33 protein-coding genes and 2 pseudogenes are annotated in these 22860 nt (G+C 43.1%); 2 read left to right on the forward strand and 33 right to left on the reverse strand.

Translation table 11 applies throughout. The features are described 5' to 3' along the window. Positions 1-59: 59 nt before the first annotated feature. The 10 genes and pseudogenes from LMJ53_RS09120 to LMJ53_RS09165 all read right to left on the reverse strand — a co-directional run bounded on the left by LMJ53_RS09120 (position 60) and on the right by LMJ53_RS09165 (position 4715). Positions 60-686 (reverse strand): LysE family translocator, encoded by a 627-nt coding sequence (locus LMJ53_RS09120; protein WP_229585768.1) that lies wholly within the window; start codon positions 684-686, stop codon positions 60-62. Between the two features lie 113 nt (positions 687-799). Then, entirely contained in the window at positions 800-1582 is a 783-nt protein-coding gene (gene map, locus LMJ53_RS09125) for a type I methionyl aminopeptidase (protein WP_420778851.1), read from the reverse strand. Further along, positions 1575-1781: a ParD-like family protein gene (locus tag LMJ53_RS09130; RefSeq protein ID WP_229585769.1), complete on the reverse strand. Its 207-nt coding sequence runs from the start codon at positions 1779-1781 to the stop codon at positions 1575-1577. Before LMJ53_RS09130 ends, map begins: the two co-directional genes overlap by 8 nt. Positions 1782-2112: 331 nt before the next feature. Then, positions 2113-2553, reverse strand: coding sequence for a GNAT family N-acetyltransferase (locus tag LMJ53_RS09135; RefSeq protein ID WP_229585770.1), 441 nt, complete (start codon positions 2551-2553; stop codon positions 2113-2115). Positions 2554-2674: 121 nt separating this feature from the next. Beyond that, the gene (locus LMJ53_RS09140; protein WP_229585771.1) at positions 2675-3013 is read right to left on the reverse strand and encodes a hypothetical protein; all 339 of its coding nucleotides are present in this window, start codon (positions 3011-3013) and stop codon (positions 2675-2677) included. Between the two features lie 113 nt (positions 3014-3126). Next, positions 3127-3381: pseudogene (locus LMJ53_RS09145) on the reverse strand (Txe/YoeB family addiction module toxin). Then, a pseudogene (locus tag LMJ53_RS09150) lies at positions 3374-3496 on the reverse strand (type II toxin-antitoxin system prevent-host-death family antitoxin); the annotation flags it as partial. The pseudogenes LMJ53_RS09145 and LMJ53_RS09150, both read right to left, overlap by 8 nt. 27 nt (positions 3497-3523) lie before the next feature. Further along, positions 3524-3703, reverse strand: coding sequence for a hypothetical protein (locus LMJ53_RS09155; RefSeq protein WP_229585772.1), 180 nt, complete (start codon positions 3701-3703; stop codon positions 3524-3526). A gap of 128 nt (positions 3704-3831) precedes the next feature. Further along, a complete protein-coding gene (locus LMJ53_RS09160; RefSeq protein WP_229585773.1) occupies positions 3832-4161 on the reverse strand; it encodes a hypothetical protein in 330 nt (109 codons plus the stop codon). Between the two features lie 143 nt (positions 4162-4304). After that, entirely contained in the window at positions 4305-4715 is a 411-nt protein-coding gene (locus LMJ53_RS09165; RefSeq protein WP_229585774.1) for a hypothetical protein, read from the reverse strand. A gap of 671 nt (positions 4716-5386) precedes the next feature. On the opposite strand from LMJ53_RS09165, the gene LMJ53_RS09170 reads away from it, so the two are divergent. After that, a complete protein-coding gene (locus LMJ53_RS09170; protein WP_229585775.1) occupies positions 5387-5632 on the forward strand; it encodes a type II toxin-antitoxin system CcdA family antitoxin in 246 nt (81 codons plus the stop codon). Beyond that, positions 5632-5949, forward strand: coding sequence for a CcdB family protein (locus tag LMJ53_RS09175; RefSeq protein WP_229585776.1), 318 nt, complete (start codon positions 5632-5634; stop codon positions 5947-5949). Before LMJ53_RS09170 ends, LMJ53_RS09175 begins: the two co-directional genes overlap by 1 nt. Before the next feature lie 510 nt (positions 5950-6459). Here LMJ53_RS09175 and LMJ53_RS09180 read toward each other — a convergent pair. From LMJ53_RS09180 to LMJ53_RS09290, 23 genes are all read right to left on the reverse strand, one after another. Next, a complete protein-coding gene (locus LMJ53_RS09180; RefSeq protein ID WP_229585777.1) occupies positions 6460-6984 on the reverse strand; it encodes a hypothetical protein in 525 nt (174 codons plus the stop codon). A gap of 179 nt (positions 6985-7163) precedes the next feature. Continuing rightward, a complete protein-coding gene (locus LMJ53_RS09185; protein ID WP_229585778.1) occupies positions 7164-7370 on the reverse strand; it encodes a hypothetical protein in 207 nt (68 codons plus the stop codon). Positions 7371-8962: 1592 nt separating this feature from the next. Beyond that, positions 8963-9226: a Txe/YoeB family addiction module toxin gene (locus tag LMJ53_RS09190; protein WP_229585779.1), complete on the reverse strand. Its 264-nt coding sequence runs from the start codon at positions 9224-9226 to the stop codon at positions 8963-8965. Then, positions 9219-9473 (reverse strand): type II toxin-antitoxin system Phd/YefM family antitoxin, encoded by a 255-nt coding sequence (locus LMJ53_RS09195; RefSeq protein WP_229585780.1) that lies wholly within the window; start codon positions 9471-9473, stop codon positions 9219-9221. Before LMJ53_RS09195 ends, LMJ53_RS09190 begins: the two co-directional genes overlap by 8 nt. Positions 9474-9635: 162 nt before the next feature. Beyond that, positions 9636-10073, reverse strand: coding sequence for a hypothetical protein (locus tag LMJ53_RS09200; RefSeq protein WP_229585781.1), 438 nt, complete (start codon positions 10071-10073; stop codon positions 9636-9638). 602 nt (positions 10074-10675) lie between these two features. Further along, positions 10676-10987, reverse strand: coding sequence for a hypothetical protein (locus tag LMJ53_RS09205; RefSeq protein ID WP_229585782.1), 312 nt, complete (start codon positions 10985-10987; stop codon positions 10676-10678). Positions 10988-11090: 103 nt separating this feature from the next. Continuing rightward, positions 11091-11375 (reverse strand): Imm32 family immunity protein, encoded by a 285-nt coding sequence (locus tag LMJ53_RS09210; protein WP_229585783.1) that lies wholly within the window; start codon positions 11373-11375, stop codon positions 11091-11093. Between the two features lie 96 nt (positions 11376-11471). After that, on the reverse strand, positions 11472-11822 hold the full coding sequence (locus LMJ53_RS09215) for a hypothetical protein (RefSeq protein WP_229585784.1): 351 nt from the start codon (positions 11820-11822) through the stop codon (positions 11472-11474). A gap of 243 nt (positions 11823-12065) precedes the next feature. Then, positions 12066-12275 (reverse strand): hypothetical protein, encoded by a 210-nt coding sequence (locus tag LMJ53_RS09220; RefSeq protein ID WP_229585785.1) that lies wholly within the window; start codon positions 12273-12275, stop codon positions 12066-12068. A 627-nt stretch (positions 12276-12902) separates the two neighbouring features. Then, positions 12903-13349 carry a hypothetical protein gene (locus LMJ53_RS09225; RefSeq protein ID WP_229585786.1) on the reverse strand — a complete coding sequence of 149 codons (447 nt, stop codon included), beginning with the start codon at positions 13347-13349 and terminating at the stop codon, positions 12903-12905. 90 nt (positions 13350-13439) lie between these two features. Next, complete coding sequence (locus LMJ53_RS09230) at positions 13440-13748, reverse strand: hypothetical protein (RefSeq protein ID WP_229585787.1); 309 nt, start codon at positions 13746-13748, stop codon at positions 13440-13442. Between the two features lie 113 nt (positions 13749-13861). Then, entirely contained in the window at positions 13862-14407 is a 546-nt protein-coding gene (locus LMJ53_RS09235) for a hypothetical protein (protein WP_229585788.1), read from the reverse strand. Positions 14408-15218: 811 nt separating this feature from the next. Next, positions 15219-15542 (reverse strand): hypothetical protein, encoded by a 324-nt coding sequence (locus LMJ53_RS09240; protein WP_229585789.1) that lies wholly within the window; start codon positions 15540-15542, stop codon positions 15219-15221. A gap of 1239 nt (positions 15543-16781) precedes the next feature. Continuing rightward, on the reverse strand, positions 16782-17126 hold the full coding sequence (locus LMJ53_RS09245; RefSeq protein ID WP_229585790.1) for a hypothetical protein: 345 nt from the start codon (positions 17124-17126) through the stop codon (positions 16782-16784). A 110-nt stretch (positions 17127-17236) separates the two neighbouring features. Then, on the reverse strand, positions 17237-17920 hold the full coding sequence (locus LMJ53_RS09250; RefSeq protein ID WP_229585791.1) for a hypothetical protein: 684 nt from the start codon (positions 17918-17920) through the stop codon (positions 17237-17239). A 102-nt stretch (positions 17921-18022) separates the two neighbouring features. Continuing rightward, on the reverse strand, positions 18023-18319 hold the full coding sequence (locus tag LMJ53_RS09255) for a hypothetical protein (protein WP_229585792.1): 297 nt from the start codon (positions 18317-18319) through the stop codon (positions 18023-18025). A 222-nt stretch (positions 18320-18541) separates the two neighbouring features. Continuing rightward, positions 18542-18928 (reverse strand): hypothetical protein, encoded by a 387-nt coding sequence (locus tag LMJ53_RS09260; protein WP_229585793.1) that lies wholly within the window; start codon positions 18926-18928, stop codon positions 18542-18544. Positions 18929-19042: 114 nt separating this feature from the next. Beyond that, a complete protein-coding gene (locus LMJ53_RS09265) occupies positions 19043-19270 on the reverse strand; it encodes a hypothetical protein (RefSeq protein ID WP_229585794.1) in 228 nt (75 codons plus the stop codon). 480 nt (positions 19271-19750) lie between these two features. Beyond that, complete coding sequence (locus tag LMJ53_RS09270) at positions 19751-20014, reverse strand: zinc ribbon domain-containing protein (protein ID WP_229585795.1); 264 nt, start codon at positions 20012-20014, stop codon at positions 19751-19753. Positions 20015-20107: 93 nt separating this feature from the next. After that, positions 20108-20440 carry a hypothetical protein gene (locus tag LMJ53_RS09275; RefSeq protein WP_229585796.1) on the reverse strand — a complete coding sequence of 111 codons (333 nt, stop codon included), beginning with the start codon at positions 20438-20440 and terminating at the stop codon, positions 20108-20110. Positions 20441-20946: 506 nt separating this feature from the next. Next, entirely contained in the window at positions 20947-21162 is a 216-nt protein-coding gene (locus LMJ53_RS09280) for a hypothetical protein (protein ID WP_229585797.1), read from the reverse strand. Between the two features lie 89 nt (positions 21163-21251). After that, the gene (locus LMJ53_RS09285) at positions 21252-21797 is read right to left on the reverse strand and encodes a hypothetical protein (protein ID WP_229585798.1); all 546 of its coding nucleotides are present in this window, start codon (positions 21795-21797) and stop codon (positions 21252-21254) included. Between the two features lie 108 nt (positions 21798-21905). Further along, positions 21906-22262 (reverse strand): hypothetical protein, encoded by a 357-nt coding sequence (locus tag LMJ53_RS09290; RefSeq protein WP_229585799.1) that lies wholly within the window; start codon positions 22260-22262, stop codon positions 21906-21908. Between the last annotated feature and the right edge of the window lie 598 nt (positions 22263-22860).

The raw sequence follows: 22860 nt of genomic DNA on the forward strand, positions 1-22860 counted from the left end.
ATCAATTTCACATCAACGCCTCAAAACAGCAGCGCCCGCAGGCTCAATGTCAGTGCGTGTTAGCCATGTTGCATGCTGGCCGTCATCAGGCCCGCACCAACAAGTAAACTGCCCCCCAGTTTATTAAAACGTTCCTGCACTTTTGGCTTAGCGATATGCCCTCTCAGAAAACCGGATAATAACGCATAACAACTTACACTTAGCAAAGATATGGCTAAAAATGACACGGCTAAAATAATCATTTGCGGCATAACGGGTGCAGCGGTTGATATAAATAACGGTAAAAAAGCCATAAAAAACACCATACCCTTGGGATTTAGCGCTGTTACAAGCAAAGCGTCACGAAAAATAATAAATGAACACTCCTTGCTGGCAAGACCCGCGTTGGGATTTATAGACACACTCTTACGGCAAAAGGCTTTGATCCCCAAATAAATAAGGTATGCCGCACCCACAAATTTGATGAAATTAAACAAGGTAGCTGAAATAGCTAACAGCAAACCCAGCCCCAGAAAGCTGGATGTCAGCAGGATGATGTCACCAACTAGGGCGCCTGCCGCTAAAGGCACAATAGACCGTTTGCCATAGGCTAAGGCTTGCCCTACAACCAAAAAAACGGTCGGCCCTGGAGTAAAGCATAAAACCAATGAGGCCGTGACAAAAGCAAGCCAAAGATCAACAGTCAAAAGCACTCCTTAAAACGCATAAGGTACAGCGGGCTAACCCATAGCTGCTAAACACCTAAATCTGCGGCTACCGCATAAAAGCGCAGGCACAACCTAAGCTAACGTTACGGTACTTAACTTGGTTTAATGCGCTCTTCAGCTCTAAGCGTTAAAACCTCGTACCCCTCTGAGGTGACAGCCACGGTATGCTCCCACTGAGCAGATAACTTCTTGTCGCTGGTAACAACGGTCCACCCATCCTTCTTCAACTTAACCTTGGCCTTACCTTGGTTAATCATCGGCTCTATGGTGAACACCATTCCTTCTTGCAGCACTAACCCTTTGCCGGGTTGACCATAATGCAATATCTGTGGCTCTTCATGCATTTCGCGGCCAATGCCATGCCCGCAATACTCGCGAACAACAGTGTAGCCATATTTCTGAGCATGACGCTGGATAGCATGACCAATATCCCCGAGAGTGGCACCAGGCTTAACACTATAGATCCCTTGCCACATGGCCTCATAGGTTATATCGACCAGTCGCTTAGCGGCTGGCATTACGTTACCTATCATGTACATTTTGCTGAAGTCAGCGATATATCCGCCCTGCTCTAAGGTGATATCAATGTTGATAATATCCCCAGATTTCAGCTTTTGCGTAGTTGAAGGACCCCCGTGACATACCACCTGGTTTACTGAGCTATTCAGAACATATTGATAGCCATACTGGCCTTTACTTGCTGGACGAGCAGACAACTGTTCAGTAATAAATTGTTCCGCTAGATCATTGATCGCCATTGTTGAAAAACCCTCGACAATCAAATCATCAAGGTAAGCAAACACTGCCGCCAAAAGCCGGCCAGACTCGCGCATAACAGTTAATTCTTCGGCACTTTTCAGTTTTATGCTAGCCACCGACAACCATCCTTACCTCTACCTGAGCCTGTTTCATTTGCTCGCGCATGATGTCAGAAAAAGACATATTAGGATTCGCCTCGGCAAGCATACCCACCTTTATCCAAAACTCAGCCTGAGCATTAATAGAGCGAACCATCACGGAACTCGCCTTGCGAATTTCTTCGTGTAGCTCGTCATCAATTTTTACAATTCCCATAGCCAACCCTTATATATGATTCATATACGAATCATATATTGCCAATAACAGCTTTGCAATCTGCTCAAGTTATTTAACCTGCTCTACGCCCGCTTCAAACGCCATTATTACGCAGCCGAATACCCAAAAATTTTTCAATTGCCATTAAAGGCAGCAGATCATAGGGCTTTAAAAGATGGCATTCCTACCGAGCGTTCCCGTCGACATTAAGATGGCAATAATGCATAAGAGCACTTTGAATGGTGGTTTAGCTTCGTTAGTTTTCACATAACGCTATACTGCTAACGAGTTTAGCAGCTGCAGGCCGCTTGGTTTTAAGTGTTGGTGATGCCTAAACTACTAACCTTTTTAAAAACAAAATTTTGTCCTCTGAACCACAAACACTTTTATCTAGGCCAACTATTTCATAGCCGTTTGATGTCAGCATCTTAAGCATGCTAGGAAAGCGATCCATGGATTTCACCTTAATTTGTTTGTAACCTGCATTCCAAACCCATTTTTCTTGATAGTTAAGCAGCTGCGTTGCAACACCATGCTTTCTGTACTCAGGAATAACGCCACCTAGCCAACTATAAAAGGTATCTTCAGTTAATTGATAACCCACTTTATAGCCAATAAGAGCACCTTGACACTTTGCTACTAAAATTAAACTAACGACTCCAGCAAGCCTACTCTCTAATTGCTCAAAAGTTGTGGCTTGCTCAAACTCGGGTATCAGTTTGCTTAGGGCTACAATATCTGCAGTACTGCCGATTTCTATTATAATGCTCATAGCTCATTTAAAGGCTTAACGCCTAACTATGCTGCGGCAAGCTGCGCAGCGGGTTGAAGACCCATCCGGGGCAACGTGTTGTTATTCGAGCACCCAAAGGGCGCGTTTTTGATGGATCTCGTTAGTTGCCAAAGCTGATTTTAAACCACAGATAAGCGACATATAAAACAGCAGCTATATACACGGCGGAAATCACCAGATTCAATCTCCAAAGATTTAACCAAAAATGACCTTTAAAGTAATTACGTTGTCTTACTGCGTTGTTAAACAAAGCAAATGAAGAAGGTACTAACATTAACGCAGACCAACCAAGCATGGGTAACACCATAAATATAATGCCTATACCTGCGCCTCCTGCTGAAGCTTCTGATGTTTCGCCATCAATAGGGGCCAGCATCACGTAGCCTAAAATAAACCCAGCAATCGCAAATATAAAACCTAAAAGTTGAAGTGTTCTCAAAATCGTCCTTAGCAATCGCGCTTTACTTACCGGAAAGTGACGAGCGCCAGCGAGTTATGTTTTCGATGCAGTAACTTGTTAGCAGCCCTGCACAAGGGCCCCATTTAATCGTGCTAACGACACGAGATTATCGTATTCGTATTGTCATCAACTGCCAAGACTAATCGATTCGTATCGTCTATACGTCAGGACCAAAAACCAGCTAAGTTTTCCTTTAATGGCTCTGGCTTACCCAATACCTTCAAACGGTGAGCGTTTAACGTCATTTATAAGCTTGTTTATTCGTTTGAGCGTGTTTTTTCTTGGGTTTGCCAATACAGAGAATCGCGGCAAGATTCGTCAGTCCATGACAGTAAACGACTACTTATCTATCCCGTCTTTGTAGGCGACTTTACCTGCTTTGAATGGTTTAATTGAGCAATTTAAATGCTCAGTATTGGCAGGTGAACGCTGTAAGTGCACCGTTTCCATCAGACTATTGTAAGGTTTCTTGGTGGTTTATGCACCTGACTATTTCTTCTTAAAAAATACAATACCTAAAATAATAAACATCATGCCAACACCTATTGGTGGTGGATTTTTTGATGAACCGAATATACTGGGCAGCAAGAAAAGTACCCCAGTAAGAATCCAAAGTATCGGTACAAACCTCTGTATTTTTGTTTCACTTTTTTCCATGATCTTTTTCATTTTTCGTCCCTACCTCATTTACTTGAGAAATAAATTCGAATACACATAACGCCCAAAATTAGCGCGGAAAGCCGCGCAGCGGTTTGACAACGCAGCCAGCGCTTTTTGTTGGCGATAAAAGTTGCTTGTTAGCGTCTGTACTCGCAAAGACGTGCAACCTGTTCTTGTGTTTCTTGTGAAAATTGACCCAATTGCTCATCAGTTAATACACCATGATGTTTCAAAGCAGCTATTTTAAACACCGCATTACTGCGCTTGAGATCATTAAACATCTCAGCAATGGCTTCATCTTCTTTGTTAATTAATTCCCATAGCTCTAAGTAAGTCTCATGCTCCCGATCTTTGCGGGTAGATGATATTTGCTCGATGCGTCGAAATATTGTTTCGCATGCATAATTAAGCAAGCTTTCTTTAAGACCACTAAGTCTTTTCCAATCTTTCTCAGGTACAGATGACATCTGAATTCTCTCCTGAACACGCTAACGCCCCACTAGGGGCGATAACACATGGGCTAAAATTAGGAACGAAGTGACGCAGCCCATGTGTTAGCGTCCCAGCGAGTGAAGCGAGAGCCTTGAGTGGTTTGTTAAAAAACCGATCTCTATTTATTCTTTTGAAAATCATACTGAGCTTTTACATCATCTAACAAATATTTTGCATCGCTAACTATAAGTTGTTGGGCCTCACTCGTTTTCAATTCAAAGACATTTTCAATGCCTTCTTCGAGTAAGTGATTTAGTTCATGGTCATCACAAGTTTTAATCCATCTTCCTTGACCTAAAGCCGTAACTTGCTCGTAAGGTTGCAAAACGCCTTCTTCAAATTTTAAATCTTCAGCGTAGACACCAATAAATCGCTTTGGCTCAGTGCCAATAGATTTTAAGGCCAACGCACGGTTTTCGTTTTCCTCTTTTGTCAGAAACCCACCGCTATCTCTCATGTAAGTACTCTCAACATGCACTTTATCCACATGTACAATTATTTTTGCCACATCCGTGCGGATTAGAGCCATAGCATCCTCACACCGTATTAAAAATGGTTTTGAAGTTTCTACATATTTTGAAGTTTGCCACGCTTCCTCTGTCCTAGAGCGAGCATTAACTCTTTGCACCTTTTCTGAAAATCTGAACGTGTAGGCTGAACATTCTCGTTGGGTGAAGGGGGCAATTAGTGGAGATTAGCCAAAGAAACAAGACTCCCCTGAATTCGCACAATATCATTATCTTTACAGTTGGAAATTCTCGATCTAGCCTTCTGTTTAAATGTTCTAATTAGTTTTCCTCTGCCCCAGAAAAAAGAATGGATTTTGAGGAGTGACAGAGGAATCAAAACAACGCAGCTTAGGAGAAGTAGCCATCGATTAAGTTCAGATGCCCATAGATTACCAAACCACTCAAAGTGCTCTGAAAGTTCCCACCCACTAAACGCAAGTAGAAAGAACAAACTAAAGCCTATGAACATACCCAAGTAATGTCGTACGGTTTCGTTAACTTTCAAGAACAGTCCTTGTTAAATGAATCGAAATCATCCCTTGAAGGTTTATAACGCCCAAATTTAGCGCGACGACCGCGAACGCGGTTTGCTTCGCAGCAAGCGCTTTTTGCTGGCGATAAAATTTGTTTGTTATATGCCATTATTACCACTACAATTAATGCGCATAATAAATGCGCACGGAGTTGCCTTATGAGAACCACATTTAATGCACAAGCCCCAAAAAAGGCCACAAATCTTAGTTTAAACAGTGAGTTACTTGCTGAAGCTAAGCGCCTTAATATCAATCTATCCGCTACAATGGAAAAAGCTTTAGAAAAAGAGGTTTCCTCTAAATTAAAAGCTGAATGGTTAGAACAGAACGCCAACTCTATTCAGGCTTACAATGAACTTACTGAAAAACATGGTCTTTTTTCTGATTCATACCGAGTATTCTGATGTCTCAATTTACTCTTTACAAAAATCTCGACAAAAATACATCTAAAGCTTATCCCTATTTTGTTGACGTGCAAAGTGAGCTGCTAAGCACCCTAAATACTCGATTGGTCATCCCACTTACACCAATACATCTATTAGAAAAAAAAGTACCAAGCCATTTGTGTCCGACTATCCATATTGAACAAGGCGACTTTGTTGTTCTTACGCAACAAATGGCAAGTATTCCAACCAAAATATTAGTAGAGCCCCTCACAGATTTAAGCACTTTCAGAGATGAGATTATCGCTGCTATAGACTTTTTGATTACTGGCTTATAACGCTTTGCTCACCGGAAAATGACGAGCGCCAGCGAGTAATTTTTCCGGTGCAGTAACTTGTTAGCAGCAAACACCAAACCTTCGCGGCTTGCCGCCGCGCGATGTTGAGCGAAGCCACTGCACTCACAAATTAAAAAACTTACCAGCCAAGTGCGATACAGCGAAATGACTGGAACCTTAAAACTTTCTGCAAGTGGAGCTAATGAGCCAAAAGGAACAACGCTACCGCCCTAGCCGCCAGCGACTAACTCACAAACTGGCGGACTGTACGTTTTGGCTTTACCGCTATGTAAACCGGACGCGAGCAGAGCTGGAAAAGAAAACCTATGCAGCCACAACAACCCGAAAGCTGCTAACGCTTATTCGGCGGGTCGACCCGCTTTTAAACACGGGTTAACCCGTCTAACAAAGCGTGAGTTAGGCTTGGGCATTATGTGCATACAAATACAGCGGTTTTCGGAAACTAAATACCAGAACGAATATCTGCTTTTGGTACAAATCTGCCATCCCCTACTTGCTTTTTAACCCCACTGCTGCCAGCTGCTGCAATTGCTCAAGCTGCAGTTCGGTAATACCAAACTGCTTTAACCGCAGGGTTTGCTTAAGTTCCAGGCTTTCTATCCGAAATGTTAGTACTTTGCGGTTGGGGTTTAGCTTGAAGCCGCTGATATTGTGCCAGGGGTAAAACTCGCTGCCGGCGATGCCATCGCTTAGCGTGATGCCATCAAGGCTAGCACTAAAGGTTTTCGGCTGCCTTGCGCCTATAGCAATAGAACAAAACAGTGCTAACAGCGGTGCAATTGCCAGCAGCGCCATTAAACGGCCGCTGTGGCGCGGTTCCAGCGCTATTAACGCTGGCAGGTACTTATAGCCAAAAAAGGTGGCACTTAAGATAATGCCATTAACCAGCAGGATCTTATAAAGCTTGTGTGTGCGGCTAACAGAACTTTGCTGCAGTATCATTGTTATAATAATGGGTTGAGCCTTATTTAATAACCAGCTACGGTGTAACAGCACGCTAACGATTTTCGTCATGTAGCAACAGTATTTCAGGCGATAATGTCGCCGGTTTTATCATCCAAATCAACCAACACATAACGCCTCGGTAAGGGGCGTGAAAATGCGCAGCATTTTTGCGTTCCAGCCGAAGGCGACTTAACCGACTTGTTATGTGCCTTGACTAAGACTGTGTTACTTGAGGCTATATACACTGTTTAAATATCCTTCTCAAACGCAATGATGACCCCATTTGCTAGAACTGCTACCGCCACGAGTAGAGCTGTCCACCAAAAGCTAAAATCTGTGTACCAGGAAATCAGTGCACTAACCATAAAAACGATCGAAACTGAAAGCACAAAAATTTTAAGATCAATGATATTCCTGATTTTGTCTCTAAGTGATGTGCGTTCATGATCGGTCATAGCAAAAGCCTAATTTGGCACATAACGCATTACTCACCGGAAAATGACGAGCGCCAGCGAGTAATTTTTCCGGTGCAGTAACTTGTTAGCAGCAAACACCTAAACCTTCGCGGCTTGCCGCTACGCGATGTTGACCGAAGCCACTGCACTCATAAATTAAAAACCTAACCAGCCAGGTGCGATACAACGAAATAGCTGGAACCTTAAAACTTACTGCAAGCGGAGCCAATGAACCAAAGGAACAACGCTACCGCCCTCGCCGCCAGCGACTAACCAACTAACAGGCGGACTTTGAGTTTTGGCTTTATCGCTAAGAAAACGAAACGCGAGCAAAGCCAGAATTAAAACACGTACTAACCTTTACATTTTGAAAGCTGCTAACGCATTGCTCACCGGAAAATGACGAGCGCCAGCGAGTTATTTTTCCGGTGCAGTAACTTGTTAGCAGCAAACACCACACTTTCGCGGCTTTGCCGCCACGCTATGTTGACCGAAGTTAGTGCACCAATAAATAAAAAAACCTAACCAGCCAAGTGCGATACAACGACATAGCTGGAACCTTAAAACTTGCTGTAAGCGGAGCCAATGAACCAAAGGAACAACTCTACCGCCCTCGCCGCCAGTGACTACCCCACAAACTGGCGGACTTTGCATTTTGGCTTTACCGCTAAGAAAACAAAACGCGAGCAAAGCCAGAATTAAAACACGCACTTCCATTTACATTTTGAAAGCTGCTAACGCATTACTCACCGGAAAATTGGGAGCGCCAGCGAGTAATTTTTCCGGTGCAGTAACTTGTTAGCAGCAAACACCAAACTTTCGCGGCTTGCCGCCACGCGATGTTGACCGAAGCCACTGCACTCATAAATTAAAAACCTAACCAGCCAGGTGCGATACAACGAAATAGCTGGAACCTTAAAACTTGCTGCAAGCGGAGCAAATGAACCAAAGGAACAACGCTACCGCTCTCGCCGCCAGCGACTAACCAACTAACAGGCGGACTTTGAGTTTTGGCTTTATCGCTAAGAAAACGAAACGCGAGCAAAGCCAGAATTAAAACACGTACTAACCTTTACATTTTGAAAGCTGCTAACGCAAAGCACATGGGTGGCGACCGCATCGCGGTTGGCATCCCAGCGACCGAAGGGCGCGAATGATGCGCCTTGTTAGCCGCGACAAACACACAACCCTCGCGGCACTGACGCCAAACGATGCCAACCAACAGCAACCCAGTGCAAAATTAAAAACGTAACCAGCCAAGTGCGATACAACGAAATGACTGGAACTTAAAAACCTGTTTCAAACGGAGCAAAAGTGTCAAAAGGAACAACGCTACCGCACCATCAGAGATTGCACCTGACTAACAAACTGGCGAGACTGATGGAATAAATTAACAATTGAGATACAACTTAACGCAAGCAGTGCCGAAAAGTAAAACTGATTTTGAAACTACAACTTCTCGACAGCCGGCTAACGCCAAGCTTACCGGTGGAATAATTTGGCGCGGCTTTTTGCGTTTCTTTGCAAAAACCGCGACAAATTATTGAATCCGGTAGAGCGCCTTGTTAGCAGTTTTATTTGGTGCATGCACATTAGTAATGATACCTGCACGATATTATGGTTAGCGTTTTATCATCAACGGCATAAACTAAACGATTGGTGTCATCAATTCGGCGTGACCAGAAACCTGACAAATTTTCTTTAAGAGGCTCAGGCTTTCCAATACCCTCAAATGGTGAACGCTTAGTATCACTGATTAATTTGTTTATACGCTTCAATGTCTTTTTGTCCTGGCCTTGCCAGTAAACGTAATCATTCCAAGCTTCATCAGTCCAACAAAGTAGCCTACTACTCATCGACTACATCTCTTTGCGTAGTTTTACCACTTTTATATTGAGCTATTGATTTGTTTAAATGTTCTGCATTTGCAGGAGACTTTAATAAATGAACTGTTTCCATCAAACTATTGTAATAATCTAATGACATCACTACCGCATCTTCTGAATCTCGACGCGTTATAACAGTGGTGTCTGCATCATTAACGACAGAGTCTAAAACAGCTTTTAATCCATTTCTTGCTTCAGTAAAAGATACAACTCTCATAAATCACCTATATGTACATTTTATTGAACAACTATAACTCAGTTACTTTATATGCACAATATATGGTACATGTATTTTTTTACTGCTAACGCGCCAAGCAACGGAAAACACGAACGCTTTGGCGCAGCCAGAGAGTGGTTTTCCGATGACTTGGTTTGTTAGCTATTTGGTATCAATTAAACCATAATCCATATAAGAAACGACTGCATTTGGTGATTTAATATGATAGATGGCAAACTCAAGAAAACCTTCCTTTTGTGTAAATCCATAATTATCAGTTTCTTTGATTATCTTTGTTGTTTCTTTTGCTTTCATATCTTTAAAAGCATCTAAAGCTAAAGATGACGGACCCTCAATAAACTGTTTAGACGTATAAAATATTTGATTTGCTTTAGGGAAGTATGTGAACACAATGTTGTTTGTACTTTTATTAGACACAATAATCAAATCATATATCTGAACGCTATCATCCTTAAATTTACTCGAAGATAGATCTGCGTTACCTACCCAATAAGATTGCCAATCGCTTTGTTCAAGAGCCCATTTATACTTATTATATATAGCAGTTTTTGTCTCTTGGGATGCCCCTGATAACTTCAATGTTTTTAATATTGAATCTAGAATTTTTTTATGCGTTTCAGGTATGGAACTTAATTCATCTTATGCATATGAGTTTAATGAAATAATTAAAGTTAAAAATAAAAATACTTTTTTGTACATCAGTTGTACTCCATGTTGTGATTAAAATAGCTAACGCATTGCTCACCGGAAAATGACGAGCGCCAGCGAGTAATTTTTCCGGTGCAGTAACTTGTTAGCAGCAAACACCACACTTTCGCGGCTTGCCGCCACGCGATGTTTACCAAAGCAACTGCACCCATAAATTAAAAACCTAACCAGCCAAGTGCGATACAACGAAATGACTGGAACTTAAAAACCTGTTGTAAGCGGAGCCCATGAACTAAAGGAACAACGCTACCGCCCTCGCAGCCAGCAACTAACCAACAAACTGGCGGACTTTACGTTTTGGCTTTGCCGCTATGAAAGCCGGACGCGAGCAGAGCCAAACAGAAAACCTATACAGCCTAAAATACCCCGAAAGCAGCTAACGCTAAGCTAACGGGCAGTGACGTAGCGGCATAATCGCGAAGCGCCGCTGCGTTACTGTCCCAGTGACCGAAGGGAACGTGTTAAGCGCTTTGTTATATGCCGTCCTTTCTACGTCCATCTTCATAAAGAACAAAACAGTCTGCACTAATATTACGTGACTGTTTTTGTAATTCGCACTCTAGTAGGGCTCTTTTGTTGGCGAGTTCTTGATTCGGATATCCATACCCATAGCCACTTACCCATGCGCCGTCTTTTTCCACAGCAACTGCATAAGCTTTCTGATTCTTATAATTAAGATATCTTTTTATATCACTATCCATTTCCGTATTTGTAGCTTCTGGAATTGATGTTGAAGCGCAAGAACAAAGAACAACTATTGATAATGGTATTAGAAAAAACTTCATTGTTTAAAACTCCTTTTTAGGCATATAACGTTGTGTTAAGGGGCGCGCTGCTTTTGGCGCGTCCCAGCGACCGAAGGGAGCGAACTTGAACACATTGTTAGAGTTATCCAAGTTTGTGTTTTACTTTCCATTCCTCATTCCACCCATAGATTTTTAGATGGTGAACTTGATGTTTCTCGTCTTCTTGATCTGAAAGTTTTGTGGTGGTTAGTTCTCCACCGCCCCATTCTTCTGTGAACAAGTGTGAATGCGGGCAATCATTTTTTTCTAATTGCACTTTCAACCGGCCTAGTTCTTTCAATAAATAGTTGACCCCAGCCAAGTCCAGATGCATGAAAATCTGCGTTCCATCTTCGTCGGTCACTAAGCTCAACAGGTGTTTATTCATGTTTTTTAACTCTAACGCCGAGTTAAGGGGCCAAGCGAGCTGTTTGCTTGGTCCCAGTGTGTGCGAGCTTTTTGCACGCACGGCTTGAACGACTTGTTAGAAGCTTGTTAAACAAGGGTTTTCATCTCCGTATGACCATACTGGTGACACAGACTGAAGTTTGTTGTTTTCATTAAATTTTAAACCTAGCCAGCCAACCCAACTACAACCATTTTTATCATATGCCTTTAGTTTTGTATATTTTTTAGTTATTTCAATTATCTCTTCTTTGTGTAATTGATTAGCGATCTCTGGTAGTGAGGCCATTAACTGTTTTCGTGTTTCATCTAATTCGTGTATTTGTTGATCACGATATGCAACTGTTACACCATTATCAACTGCACTATATAACCAAAATGCATTTGTGGTTAGTAGTAGTATTATTAAAATCGTGATAATCCATTTCATTATTTTTTACTTCTAACGCAAAGCACACGGGCGACGAGCCGCGCAGCGGGTTGGCGTCCCAGCGACCAACGGGAGCGAGTGCTGCGTATTGTTAGGCATACTGCGCACCAACCATAAATAAAGGCAGCCAAACAGCAACAGATACAAACATAACACCTGTAATTGCAAAAAATGCTGCACTACCAGCAGCATGCGAAAAATACACTGTTGGGCGGCTGGCAAGGTGCTTATGAAAATTGTTTGCTATGGCCTTAAATGTGGCCTAATTATGTCAATTTGAAACTGCGCCCAGGTAAGAAAAGGCTTGAGCATGATTAGCAAACAAGTAAATGCCACCTCTAACCCTGCTACCTCAACGAACAGCAGCAGATAACCGGCAAATGGCGTTGCTGCTAGAATTGCCAAGAGCATCAGTGCTCTTTTTAACCAAATGTGGCGATTGAGAAACTCCATCTACTCTCCTTTATGCCTAACGCTAAGCCAGGGGGTGCACGAAGCAACGCGTAGTGCATCCCACGGAGGCCACGTATTCTGTGGCCGGAGTATACTTGGGCGCATTGTTAGGCTTTTTCCCGAACCCTAGCATTCCAGACAATCTCACTTTTATATCTGCAGGACTTTTGCCTGGCCAATTATTCTGATGATGTATCAACGAGTATAAGTGCCTATCAGACTTTTACTATGCCCGCTCGCCGCCTAGCACATATCACAAGAAGCCCAACAATCACAAATGCTCCTGACAATGCGGGCATGTTAATAAAGCCCATGAACATGAAGACGTACTCCGGCATCTCAGGAAGTACCTGCCACGCGACCAACTGAAGGGCCACGGACACCAAAACCCATACCGGCAGGAGACTAAGAATCCGCCCCCAAGAAAGAGAGTAACTTTTTCTCCATATCCAGACCGCACAAGCTGCTGAGCCTATATGGACCGGAAGGCCGATAATCACAGCAATCTGTGTGAACTGCATAATTTTCAGAGGATCTTCCATATATGCCTAACGCAAAGCACACGGGCGACGAGCCGCGCAGCGGGTTGGCGTCCCAGCGACCAACGGGAGCGAGTGATGCGTATTGTTAGGCATTTTTTACACCTAAAACTGACCACTGCTGCCAAGAACCTAGAGCAAACAGGCCGCCAATAAACAAACATATACCAGAACTAATTAACCAAAACGTTAAACTGTTTTCTGGGAACATTGGCATTAACCCGACGAAGGAAACGCCACGAAGTAAAAATATACTGGCGATGAGGATTAGCGCTAATTTTGTCAGTGGTAAACGTTTAATTGCACCTGCGCCAGACAAGCCATAAAGCGCCCAAACCAAAAGCACCATGACAATGACAGAGGTTACAATTGTCGGATACCAAAGCCCTTGCTCTGCCATCCGAGCCATCTGTTCGCCTGCACCAAAGAAACGATACCAATCGCCTCCGAACACAATACAACCGAGATGAGCAAGTGCAGCAGCGAAACAACATATCGCCGCAGCCAGAAGATACTTATTACTAGCAGAATGCATCGTTCCTCCGTGAATGCCTAACGCCCGCCACAAACGCGAGCAACGTGTTGCGAGTCGAGCGCCCAGCGGGCGCGTTTTTGATGGCGCTTGTTAGGCGATGCCAAAGCCCAAGTTTCCACTGAAAAAGAACAAAAATACAACTGAAAAATAGAAAACTGGCAACACATCCCAGTACCCATAACTACCGCACAATTTAAGCCGTTTAAGTGCAAACCGAATAGATAAAACATACACGGCGAAAAAAGACAAAATTAACGGTGCTACAAAAACTGCATACTTGGATTGTTCATGAGAAAAACCATAGCCAAAAGCTATCCACATTAATAGAGCGTATGCAGCAGTTGGCAACAGGAAGATACCGCTAATCAGAAATACTGCATTTCGACCTAACCATGCCATAGCACTGACCTGCCTAACGCCCGGCTCACCGAGCAAATTTTTGATGGCGACTTTTTTGCCACGCAAAAAAGGTGACAGCGGAAATTTGTCCGGTGCAGCCGCTTGTTAAGCCTTTATTGCAACAAAGAGCGTAATAAAGGTGCACGATAATCATTGTCCTTTTCATTGAACTCAAGCCTTTTCTCAGCAAGATCAATGTTTATGAAAACCTCAGAATACAGATCTTCCTCTCCGTCGGGATTGAAGAAGAACTTCATTTTGCAGACTGAAACATCAAGATGTTCGGGATTGCAGGCAAGCCCGACCACTTGGGCATACACCTTGTCTGGAACAGATGCATCACTTAGGGTAGCGCCGTATAGACTAGCTAGTGATCTTATAAAAGCTTCTGACTCCGCCCCAGTGTTTTTAAAGAATGCCTCTCCCCAATAGAAGGCATCATTAATACCTTCTACTGCTTGCGGGTTCCACGAAGGCAACAGCTCGATTGCAAACCCAACTTTATCGCCTTTCAGATTGCCTTTAACGACAACTTCATATGAACCAGATTCGAGCTTCTTGGAGTTTGAAATCGTAAAGCTCAGATCAACAAAACCCTCCTCCTCACCAACAACTACTTCTGGATAGTCTTTGGCGGAAGAAAAAATACTCCAAATCATTATTAGGATTCCTAGAACGTACTTCATGTATGCGCCTAGTGGCTTAACGCATTGCTCACCGGAAAATGACGAGCGCCAGCGAGTTATTTTTCCGGTGCAGTAACTTGTTAGCAGCAAACACCACACTTTCGCGGCTTTGCCGCCACGCGATGTTGAACGAAGCCACTGCACTCATAAATTAAAAACTTAACCAGCCAAGTGCGATACAACGAAATGACTGGAGCCTAAAACTTGCTCAAAGCGGAGCAAATGAACCAAAGGAACAACGCTACCGCTCTCGCCGCGAGCGACTAACCAACTAACAAGCGGACTTTACATTTTGGTTTTATCGCGAAGAAAACGAAACGCGAGCAATGCCAGAACAGAAAACCTATACAGCCACAACAACCCGAAAGCTGCTAACGCTCAAAGCAGCTGCGCGGTTCGCGTCAGATGCCTTTGCTTGTTAGCAGCCTACACCGGACTTGCGCGGCTTGCCGCACTGGCAAACCCGAACAACGGCAGACTGCTTTTAATTAAAACTTAACCGACCAGCTGCGATACGGCGAGCCAAACGGAACCTGTAAAACTGTTGAGCGAAGCCAAGAAGAACAACGCTACCGCACCATCAGAGATTGCACCTAACCGACAAACTGGCGAACTTTAACTTTTGGCGCTGCCGCCAAGAAAACCACACGCGAGCAAAGCCAAAAAAAACTACTAACTAAAACCGTTAAAACCAGAAAGCCTGCTAACGCACGCCTAAACGGCGAGCAACTTGTTGCGAGTCCAGCGGCCAAAGGCCGCGTTGTTTTAGGCGTTTGTTAGCCACTTAGCTTGGTCTAGTATGTTTTACGTTTACGTATAATGCTGCAAACAGCGGGATAACCACTGAAGAACTAATAACCAATAAAGCTTGCAACATTGATAAGATATTCAGAATAAATGCAACGCTTGCGAGCAAAATTAGCAATCCCGTAATAAAAACGCTAGTGCCCATTATGAATCCAACTAATTTTGGATCGCTATATGACATGTCATCCCAGCTTGAAAGCAGATTACGCTTCTGCTTTATTCCTACAAGATAGCCCAATACCATGAGCGGTATACCGCAAAACAAACCAACAATAGCAGCCACGAGTAAAGAATCTTCCATGTAGTTATCTCCTTAAGCTAACGCTTTGCTCACCGGAAAATGACGAGCGCCAGCGAGTTATTTTTCCGGTGCAGTAACTTGTTAGCAGCAAACACCACACTTTCGCGGCTTGCCGCCATGCGATGTTTACCGAAGCCACTGCACTCATAAATTAAAAAACTAACCAGACAAGTGCGATACAACGACATAACTGGAACCTTAAAACTTGCTGCAAGCGGAGCAAATGAACCAAAAGGAACAACGCTACCGCCCTCGCAGCCAGCAACTAACCAACAAACTGGCGCACTTTACGTTTTGGCTTTGCCGCTATGAAAGCCGGACGCGAGCAGAGCCAAACAGAAAACCTATACAGCCCTAAACACCCCGAAAGCGGCTAACGCAAAGCACATGGGTGACGACCGCAGCGCGGTTGGCATCCCAGCGACCGAAGGGAGCGAATGATGCGCCTTGTTAGCGGCGACAAACACACAACCCTCTCGGCACTGCCGCCAAGCGATGCCGAACAACGGCAACCTTGTGCAAAATTAAACACGTAACCAGCCAAGTGCGAGACAACGAAATGACTGGAACTTAAAACCTGTTGCAAGCGGAGCCAATGAGCCAAAAGGAACAACGCTACCGCACCATCAGAGATTGCACCGGATCAACAAACTAGCGAACCTGATGGTATAAATTAACATGTGAGATACAACTTAACGCAAGCAGAGCCGAAAAGTAAACAGATTTTGTACCTAAACTTTCTCGACAGCCAGCTAACGCAAAGCACATGGGCGACGACCGCATCGCGGTTGGCGTCCCAGCGACCGCAGGGAGCGAATGGTGCGCCTTGTTAGCGGCGACAAACACACTACCCTCGCGGCACTGCCGCCAAGCGATGCCGAACGGCGGCAACCCTGTGCAAAATTAAAAAACTTAACCAGCCAAGTGCGATACAACGAAATAGCTGGAACTTAAAACCTGTTGCAAGCGGAGCCAATGAGCCAAAAGGAACAACGCTACCGACCTCGCCGCCAGCAGCTAAACCACAAACTGGCGGACTTGATGTTTTGGCTTTACCGCTAAGAAAACGAAACGCGAGCAAAGCCAGAATTAAAACAAGTACTACCCTTTACATTTTGAAAGCTGCTAACGCTGCTGTAACCTGCCCAAATTATGGAGCAGTTTTGTGCGAAAATGCGCGCAGCGAATTGCACAAAATCGCGTAGTAATTTGGGTCAGGTTTACAGCCTTGTTATGCATTTAAATACCCATTAAACCGACGAACCATTTTGGCCATTCAAAGCCGAAATATATAGACCCCAGTAATGAAAAAGCAATTGGCCTGATATCTTTGAGCCAAAGCGCAGCAAGTAAACCTACAAGACTAACCCAGCCCCAAGGCATAGCCACTGAAAGTAACAAGCCAAATGGTAATAAAATCACCATGCCGACGAGATCATTTATGGGCTGCCACTCTACGTTTGGCTCTGGAAGATAAGTGTAATCCCAGTAAAACATTGATGCTAAAGATGCCAGCACTGAAAATATCAGACCGCCGACAAGCCAAACGAAAGCAATTTTTTTCCTACTTGCACTAAATTTCATCGGTTACTTTTGCATAACGCCTAAATTTAGCGCGGAAAGCCGCGCAGCGGGTTGACGTCGCAGCCAGCGAACTTTGCTGGCGATAAAATTTACTTGTTAGGCCTACCATTCTAAGACCTCACTCCATGACTAAATTTGCAGTTAGAAAATATTTGATAACTTTGGATTGGCTTTATTTCGATAATATTCACCTTACCAATAACATCTTGCTCTGTTCTTTTAACAGCCTCAAAATACATTGGCAGAAATCCATCCTGATCAGATAGCTCAAAATAAGGATAATTAGTAACTTTCCAAGTCCCTTTTTTGGTCATTATTTCGCTTTCATCTTTATATTTCACTGTGTAAATATTGTTACTATGCAGCTCAATCTCGACTTCAGAATCACAATCAGTTCCTTCATACCTTTTGGATAATTCGTCATTTAACTTCAATTCTCTTTTTATTATACCCTTGGGTATAAGAATCAAACCGAAGTTATTTTTCCCATACCAATGGTTACCTTTAACAAAGTTTTCTAATCTGATTCCTGTCCAACCTAGTTTGGATAATGAATCTAAAGCGCTACTTAGATGATCCATATTTATAAGGAACGGTGAATAAATTACAGATGATTCATTAATGCTATCGGGAATTGACAGTGTATTTTTAATAACAGTAAACCTTTTGCTTTCAAGCTCTTTTGTTACTACCTGTGTTTCTTCTTCTGATAAATACTTAGTATATAAATGCACTTTTGTACTTGAGCATCCAGCTAACAATACGAGTAGAATAATAATCAGTTTACGGCACATTTTGCAGCTCATTCTTGGTAGGCCTAACGCAAAGCACACGGGCGACAAGCCGCGTAGCGGGTTGGCGTCCCAGCGACCAACGGGAGCGCGTGATGCGCCTTGTTATGTGGCATGATAGAGGCTGCTGTGCACGACAAATTTTTGAACTCCTTCGGTGGATTGAATGCCATGAGGTATAGATAGATCGATTAATACATTCTCCTGTTCAATACTTAGAACAGTACACTGAATTTGCAACGTCGTAGGAAGCTTATCAGTGTTCAATTCTTGCTCAGTAAGAACTGATAACTTCTCGATAATTCGGTGCTCACTTCCATCAAACTCTGTTAGTCTGCATTCAATCCAGATGGGGAAGTCCTCGCTCTCAACCCCCAAAATTTCGACTTCAACTAATCCCACTACCTGCTCCATGCCACATAACGCATTGCTCACCGGAAAATTGGGAGCGCCAGCGAGTAATTTTTCCGGTGCAGTAACTTGTTAGCAGCAAACACAACACTTTCGCGGCTTTGCCGCCACGCGATGTTGACCGAAGCCACTGCACTCATTAATTAAAAGTCTAACCAGCCAAGTACGATACAGAGAAATAGCTGGAACCTAATAACTTTAAAGCAAGCGGAGTTACACAACTACTATGATTAGTAAAAATACTAGAAACAACCACCCGAAAATACTAACAACCCTACACATACCAGCTGCAGCCAAATCAAAATAGTTATCACAATACTCCGCTGCTATCCTTGGAAACATAGCAATAGCAAAGCTAAAAGAAGGGTAAACAAAAAATGTACTAAACTTGCGATAATCTGCACCAAACTGTTGCAAAGAATACAGATAATCCTTACCAACTACTAAGAAAAAGCATACATAAGCTAGAAAAAGTCCAGTAGCAAACTTTTCCGAAAGCCCCCACAAGGTGTTATCAAAAGATTCATATTCAGAATAATGCCGAACACCCAAGTAAATTGGCAAAGAAACCAGTACCACAAGCTGAACTAAATTTTCCATGACACCTGCTAACGCTTTGCTAATTGGCTGCCGCAGCGAAGCGTAGGCAGTCCAGTGGAGGCCACGCTTTTTGTGGCCGTAACGAAATTGAGCAACTTGTTATATGCAATTTCACTACTTCTTATCTTGATTATTTAAGTATGTAACAACAACTTCAGTGGTTTGCTTTTGATCACAAACCTTACATTTACCTTCAAGGTACTGTTTTTCATCAAGAATATAGATTTTCGGTTTGGTGATTCCTAAATCAGCTTTATTACAATAGTCGCACCACGAATCATTAATGAAGAATTCTTGATCAGATTGCTCTAAGTCATCGAAGTTCAAATATTGTTTCTTCATACATCCCTTCGCATATAACGCAAAGCACACGGGCGACGAGCCGCGCAGCGGGTTGGCGTCCCAGCGACCAACGGGAGCGAGTGGTGCGCATTGTTAGCGGCGACAAACACACTCCCCACGCGGCAATGCCGCCAAGCGATGTCGAACAGCGACAACCCTGTGCAAAATTAAAAACCTAACCAGCCAATTGCGATACAGAGAAATAGCTGGAACCTAAAAATTTTAAAGCCAGCGGAGAGAATGAGCCAAAAGGAACAACGCTACCGCAACGTCAGAGATTGCACCTGACCAACAAACTGGCGAACCTGACGGAATAATTTAACAACTGATATACAACTTAACGCAAGCAGACTCGAAAAGTAAAACAGATTTTGTACCTAAACTTACTCGACAGCCGGCTAACGCCCGCCTAAACGGCGAGCAACTTGTTGCGAGTCCAGCGGCTGCAAGCCGCGATGTTTAAGGCGCTTGTTATAAGCATCACTTAACAATTCTTTTGGGCTCATCTAAAAACCACATAATGAATGTACATTTTTTACAAATAAGAACTGAAGCACTTCTATTTGCCCAATCTAAATTTATAAATGTCAGACCTGCGGTATTTAATTGCGCTTCTCCAGTTTCAAAATGCTGATGTCCGCAATGGATGCACTTCGCGTTTACACCATTGACTGTATATTGATCAACTTTTAAAGCTGCCGCAGCTCCCTTTAAACCTTTACCGAGAGTCTTCAAGAATGACATCAATACTCCTCTAGCTTATAACGCCGCAAGCAGCGGCGAGCGTTAGCGAGTCCAGCACCGAAGGTGCGATGCTGGCTTGCTTTGTTATGCCTTTTAGTCATGATAAAAAGCCTCAGAAACATAAAAGTCACAGAAAGACTCAATATCTTCTTTTTTACCCGACTCAAGTGCTCTGGCTCGTAGGATGTAACCACGTATAATGCGTCTATTATTTTCGATAGCAAACTTAACCACTAAATCATTGCTATTAGAATCGAGCTTCTCTAACGCAGCTTTGGCTGATTCTGCATTAAATTTTGTAAATACGTTTTCCTCAATCTGCATATCAGGCTCAATGCGCTGCTCCCTGTGTTCGCACAACAATTTACTCTCTGTCGCTTGCACATTAAGGGAGCATAGAATGGCTATAGCAAGTAAAAGCTTCATGATACGTCCGTAGGCATAACGCTTTGCTCACCGGAAAATTGGGAGCGCCAGCGAGTAATTTTTCCGGTGCAGTAACTTGTTAGCAGCAAACACCACACTTTCGCGGCTTGCCGCCTCGCGATGTTAAGCGAAGCCACTGCACTCATAAATTAAAAATCTAACCAGCCAAGTGCGATACAGCGACATAACTGGAACCTTAAAATTTGCTGCAAGCGGAGCAAATGAACCAGAGGAACAACGCTACCGCCCTCGCCGCCACTAACAAACCGACAAACTGGCGGACTTTACCTTTTGGCTTTACCGCTAAGAAAACCAGACGCGAGCAAAGCCGGAATTAAAACACTTACTAACCTTTACATTTTGAAAGCTGCTAACGCTTTGCTCACCGGAAAATGACGAGCGCCAGCGAGTTATTTTCCGGTGCAGTAACTTGTTAGCAGCCTGGCTCCGCACTTGTCGTCTAAAAACAAATATAATCCAAACAGCAAACCAACCCTGCATTACATCTAAAGAAAATACTTTATTACAAAGCCAACACTGACAAGTACCGCACCGAGAAATGATGCGATACTTTCATCTTTGTATGATCCGTAAGCCAATAGAGCAAAACCAGAGGCGCTAGCTAAGTTTCGAAGCTGCATTCCGTAGAATATAAAATCAAAAAGGAAAATTGCTGCAAGCACCACGGCTACAACGAAAAAAATTTTATTATTATCATTCATCCTGAACATACCTCTTAACTATTCCGAATAGCTGCTAACGCTTCGAATAGGCGGCGCGCGTTGTTTGCGCGTCGGCCCTAATTTGTTTGTTATAAGTTTTTACTATGTTCATTTGCCCAATGCACCCATAGACTATTGCTTTTATCCTGCCTCTGTATTTTTTCAGAAGTAGCAATAAATTTATTCACTAATTCAAGAGGTATAAGGCATTCCTGAACGGCATCAGGATGTACTTCTAGAGCATCATCTACCATATCCAGAAATGCCGATGCTATCAGTGCTAATTTTTCGAAATTGGAACCGAGCAGCAAAAGCTCTAAGTCTTTTGAAATTAAGTATATTGGACTTTCACCAATCCTCATAACTAATGGTTCGTTATCTGGACCACTACCTACAACAATTGTTTTTCCATATTTTTCTAGAGCAAGATTCTTATCGACATTCCAGTCGTTGATCCATGACCAGTTTTCCAAATATGGTAATAATTGATCATTTTCAAAATCACCAAAATATAGGTGCGGCGAAACCCAACCAAGAAAACCAAACTCAATTAGGAATTTATGATTCTCAGCAGATAAAACGGCTTCATTTAAAGTTGAAGACTCAACCTTTTGAAATTCTATGCCGGTATTCAAAAGCACTCCATGTACTTATAACGCATTACTAATGGGCTGCCGCAGCGCAGCGTAGGCAGTCCCGTGGAGGCCACGCTGTTTGTGGCCGGAACGAAATTTAGTAACTTGTTAGGTATTGTTTGAAACATAGCCGATAAACTTATTTTTGAACAATAGCCATATAAGGCAAGTAAACGCCGCAGCGGCACAGACGGCCTGAACTGCCGTAAAGTGGTTGCCATACGAGCTTATGAAAAACACAATAGGCATCACCGTCAAAAAGCCACCTAACCAATCATTATTCCTACGCCAAAAAAACGGTAATACAAGAGCGGTATAAAGACCATAAGGAATACTTAAAAATAGTAAGAAGTAAATTGGCCTCTCAAAAAAGCTCAAAACCAAAAAAATGACTGTAAATATCGCCAAAAACCACGGTGAATAATCAATCGTTTGGATGAATTCTTTTTTACTAGATGACTGCATTATACTTACCTAACGCATTACTAATGGGCTGCCGCAGCGCAGCGTAGGCAGTCCCGTGGAGGCCATGCATTTTATGGCCGGAACGAAATTAAGTAACTTGTTATATGTCATAAGCTACTTTTCCCAAGCGATATTGTTTGAATATCTCCGCGAAATCGTAAACTCGAATTTGAGCGCATATATATACCTGAGATCAGGCAAATGAAAAAAAGTATTCCGTATGGCCATGTTTCTATAACCTTGACGTATTCTAATTTTTCTAACGAATACCCCAAGAGTACAAGTATCGAACTTATCCAAAATAACCAAGTGCATTCCTTTTCAAACGGAAATGGTATTTCAATAATCTTTAAGTAGTGCCTGCATTTAGGGCAAATAATTGATTTATCCTTGCATCTCCAGTCTTCACAAATACGCTCATGTTCTCCAAAGACGATTTCGCAATTTCCGCAACAATATTTATGCATATTGGGACATATAACGCTAAGCTAAGGGGCGCGAATGTGCGGCGAAAATGGCGAAGCCGCCGCGCGTTTGCGTCCCAACGAACGAAGTGAGTGACTTTAGCGCTTTGTTAGCCACACACTACTCCACAAGG

The sequence above is a fragment of the Rheinheimera sp. UJ51 genome, assembly GCF_020819615.1.
Lineage (GTDB): Bacteria > Pseudomonadota > Gammaproteobacteria > Enterobacterales > Alteromonadaceae > Alishewanella > Alishewanella maricola.

Excerpts from the sequence above, each read along its gene's own strand:
- LMJ53_RS09130 (WP_229585769.1), bottom strand. The coding sequence starts at position 1,781 with ATGGGAATTGTAAAAATTGATGACGAGCTACACGAAGAAATTCGCAAG.
- LMJ53_RS09135 (WP_229585770.1), bottom strand. The coding sequence starts at position 2,553 with ATGAGCATTATAATAGAAATCGGCAGTACTGCAGATATTGTAGCCCTA.
- LMJ53_RS09155 (WP_229585772.1), bottom strand. The coding sequence starts at position 3,703 with ATGAAAAAGATCATGGAAAAAAGTGAAACAAAAATACAGAGGTTTGTA.
- LMJ53_RS09160 (WP_229585773.1), bottom strand. The coding sequence starts at position 4,161 with ATGTCATCTGTACCTGAGAAAGATTGGAAAAGACTTAGTGGTCTTAAA.
- LMJ53_RS09165 (WP_229585774.1), bottom strand. The coding sequence starts at position 4,715 with ATGGCTCTAATCCGCACGGATGTGGCAAAAATAATTGTACATGTGGAT.
- LMJ53_RS09170 (WP_229585775.1), top strand. The coding sequence starts at position 5,387 with ATGAGAACCACATTTAATGCACAAGCCCCAAAAAAGGCCACAAATCTT.
- LMJ53_RS09175 (WP_229585776.1), top strand. The coding sequence starts at position 5,632 with ATGTCTCAATTTACTCTTTACAAAAATCTCGACAAAAATACATCTAAA.
- LMJ53_RS09180 (WP_229585777.1), bottom strand. The coding sequence starts at position 6,984 with ATGACGAAAATCGTTAGCGTGCTGTTACACCGTAGCTGGTTATTAAAT.
- LMJ53_RS09185 (WP_229585778.1), bottom strand. The coding sequence starts at position 7,370 with ATGACCGATCATGAACGCACATCACTTAGAGACAAAATCAGGAATATC.
- LMJ53_RS09190 (WP_229585779.1), bottom strand. The coding sequence starts at position 9,226 with ATGAGTAGTAGGCTACTTTGTTGGACTGATGAAGCTTGGAATGATTAC.
- LMJ53_RS09195 (WP_229585780.1), bottom strand. The coding sequence starts at position 9,473 with ATGAGAGTTGTATCTTTTACTGAAGCAAGAAATGGATTAAAAGCTGTT.
- LMJ53_RS09205 (WP_229585782.1), bottom strand. The coding sequence starts at position 10,987 with ATGAAGTTTTTTCTAATACCATTATCAATAGTTGTTCTTTGTTCTTGC.
- LMJ53_RS09210 (WP_229585783.1), bottom strand. The coding sequence starts at position 11,375 with ATGAATAAACACCTGTTGAGCTTAGTGACCGACGAAGATGGAACGCAG.
- LMJ53_RS09215 (WP_229585784.1), bottom strand. The coding sequence starts at position 11,822 with ATGAAATGGATTATCACGATTTTAATAATACTACTACTAACCACAAAT.
- LMJ53_RS09220 (WP_229585785.1), bottom strand. The coding sequence starts at position 12,275 with ATGGAGTTTCTCAATCGCCACATTTGGTTAAAAAGAGCACTGATGCTC.
- LMJ53_RS09225 (WP_229585786.1), bottom strand. The coding sequence starts at position 13,349 with ATGCATTCTGCTAGTAATAAGTATCTTCTGGCTGCGGCGATATGTTGT.
- LMJ53_RS09230 (WP_229585787.1), bottom strand. The coding sequence starts at position 13,748 with ATGGCATGGTTAGGTCGAAATGCAGTATTTCTGATTAGCGGTATCTTC.
- LMJ53_RS09235 (WP_229585788.1), bottom strand. The coding sequence starts at position 14,407 with ATGATTTGGAGTATTTTTTCTTCCGCCAAAGACTATCCAGAAGTAGTT.
- LMJ53_RS09240 (WP_229585789.1), bottom strand. The coding sequence starts at position 15,542 with ATGGAAGATTCTTTACTCGTGGCTGCTATTGTTGGTTTGTTTTGCGGT.
- LMJ53_RS09245 (WP_229585790.1), bottom strand. The coding sequence starts at position 17,126 with ATGAAATTTAGTGCAAGTAGGAAAAAAATTGCTTTCGTTTGGCTTGTC.
- LMJ53_RS09250 (WP_229585791.1), bottom strand. The coding sequence starts at position 17,920 with ATGTGCCGTAAACTGATTATTATTCTACTCGTATTGTTAGCTGGATGC.
- LMJ53_RS09260 (WP_229585793.1), bottom strand. The coding sequence starts at position 18,928 with ATGGAAAATTTAGTTCAGCTTGTGGTACTGGTTTCTTTGCCAATTTAC.
- LMJ53_RS09265 (WP_229585794.1), bottom strand. The coding sequence starts at position 19,270 with ATGAAGAAACAATATTTGAACTTCGATGACTTAGAGCAATCTGATCAA.
- LMJ53_RS09270 (WP_229585795.1), bottom strand. The coding sequence starts at position 20,014 with ATGTCATTCTTGAAGACTCTCGGTAAAGGTTTAAAGGGAGCTGCGGCA.
- LMJ53_RS09275 (WP_229585796.1), bottom strand. The coding sequence starts at position 20,440 with ATGAAGCTTTTACTTGCTATAGCCATTCTATGCTCCCTTAATGTGCAA.
- LMJ53_RS09280 (WP_229585797.1), bottom strand. The coding sequence starts at position 21,162 with ATGAATGATAATAATAAAATTTTTTTCGTTGTAGCCGTGGTGCTTGCA.
- LMJ53_RS09290 (WP_229585799.1), bottom strand. The coding sequence starts at position 22,262 with ATGCAGTCATCTAGTAAAAAAGAATTCATCCAAACGATTGATTATTCA.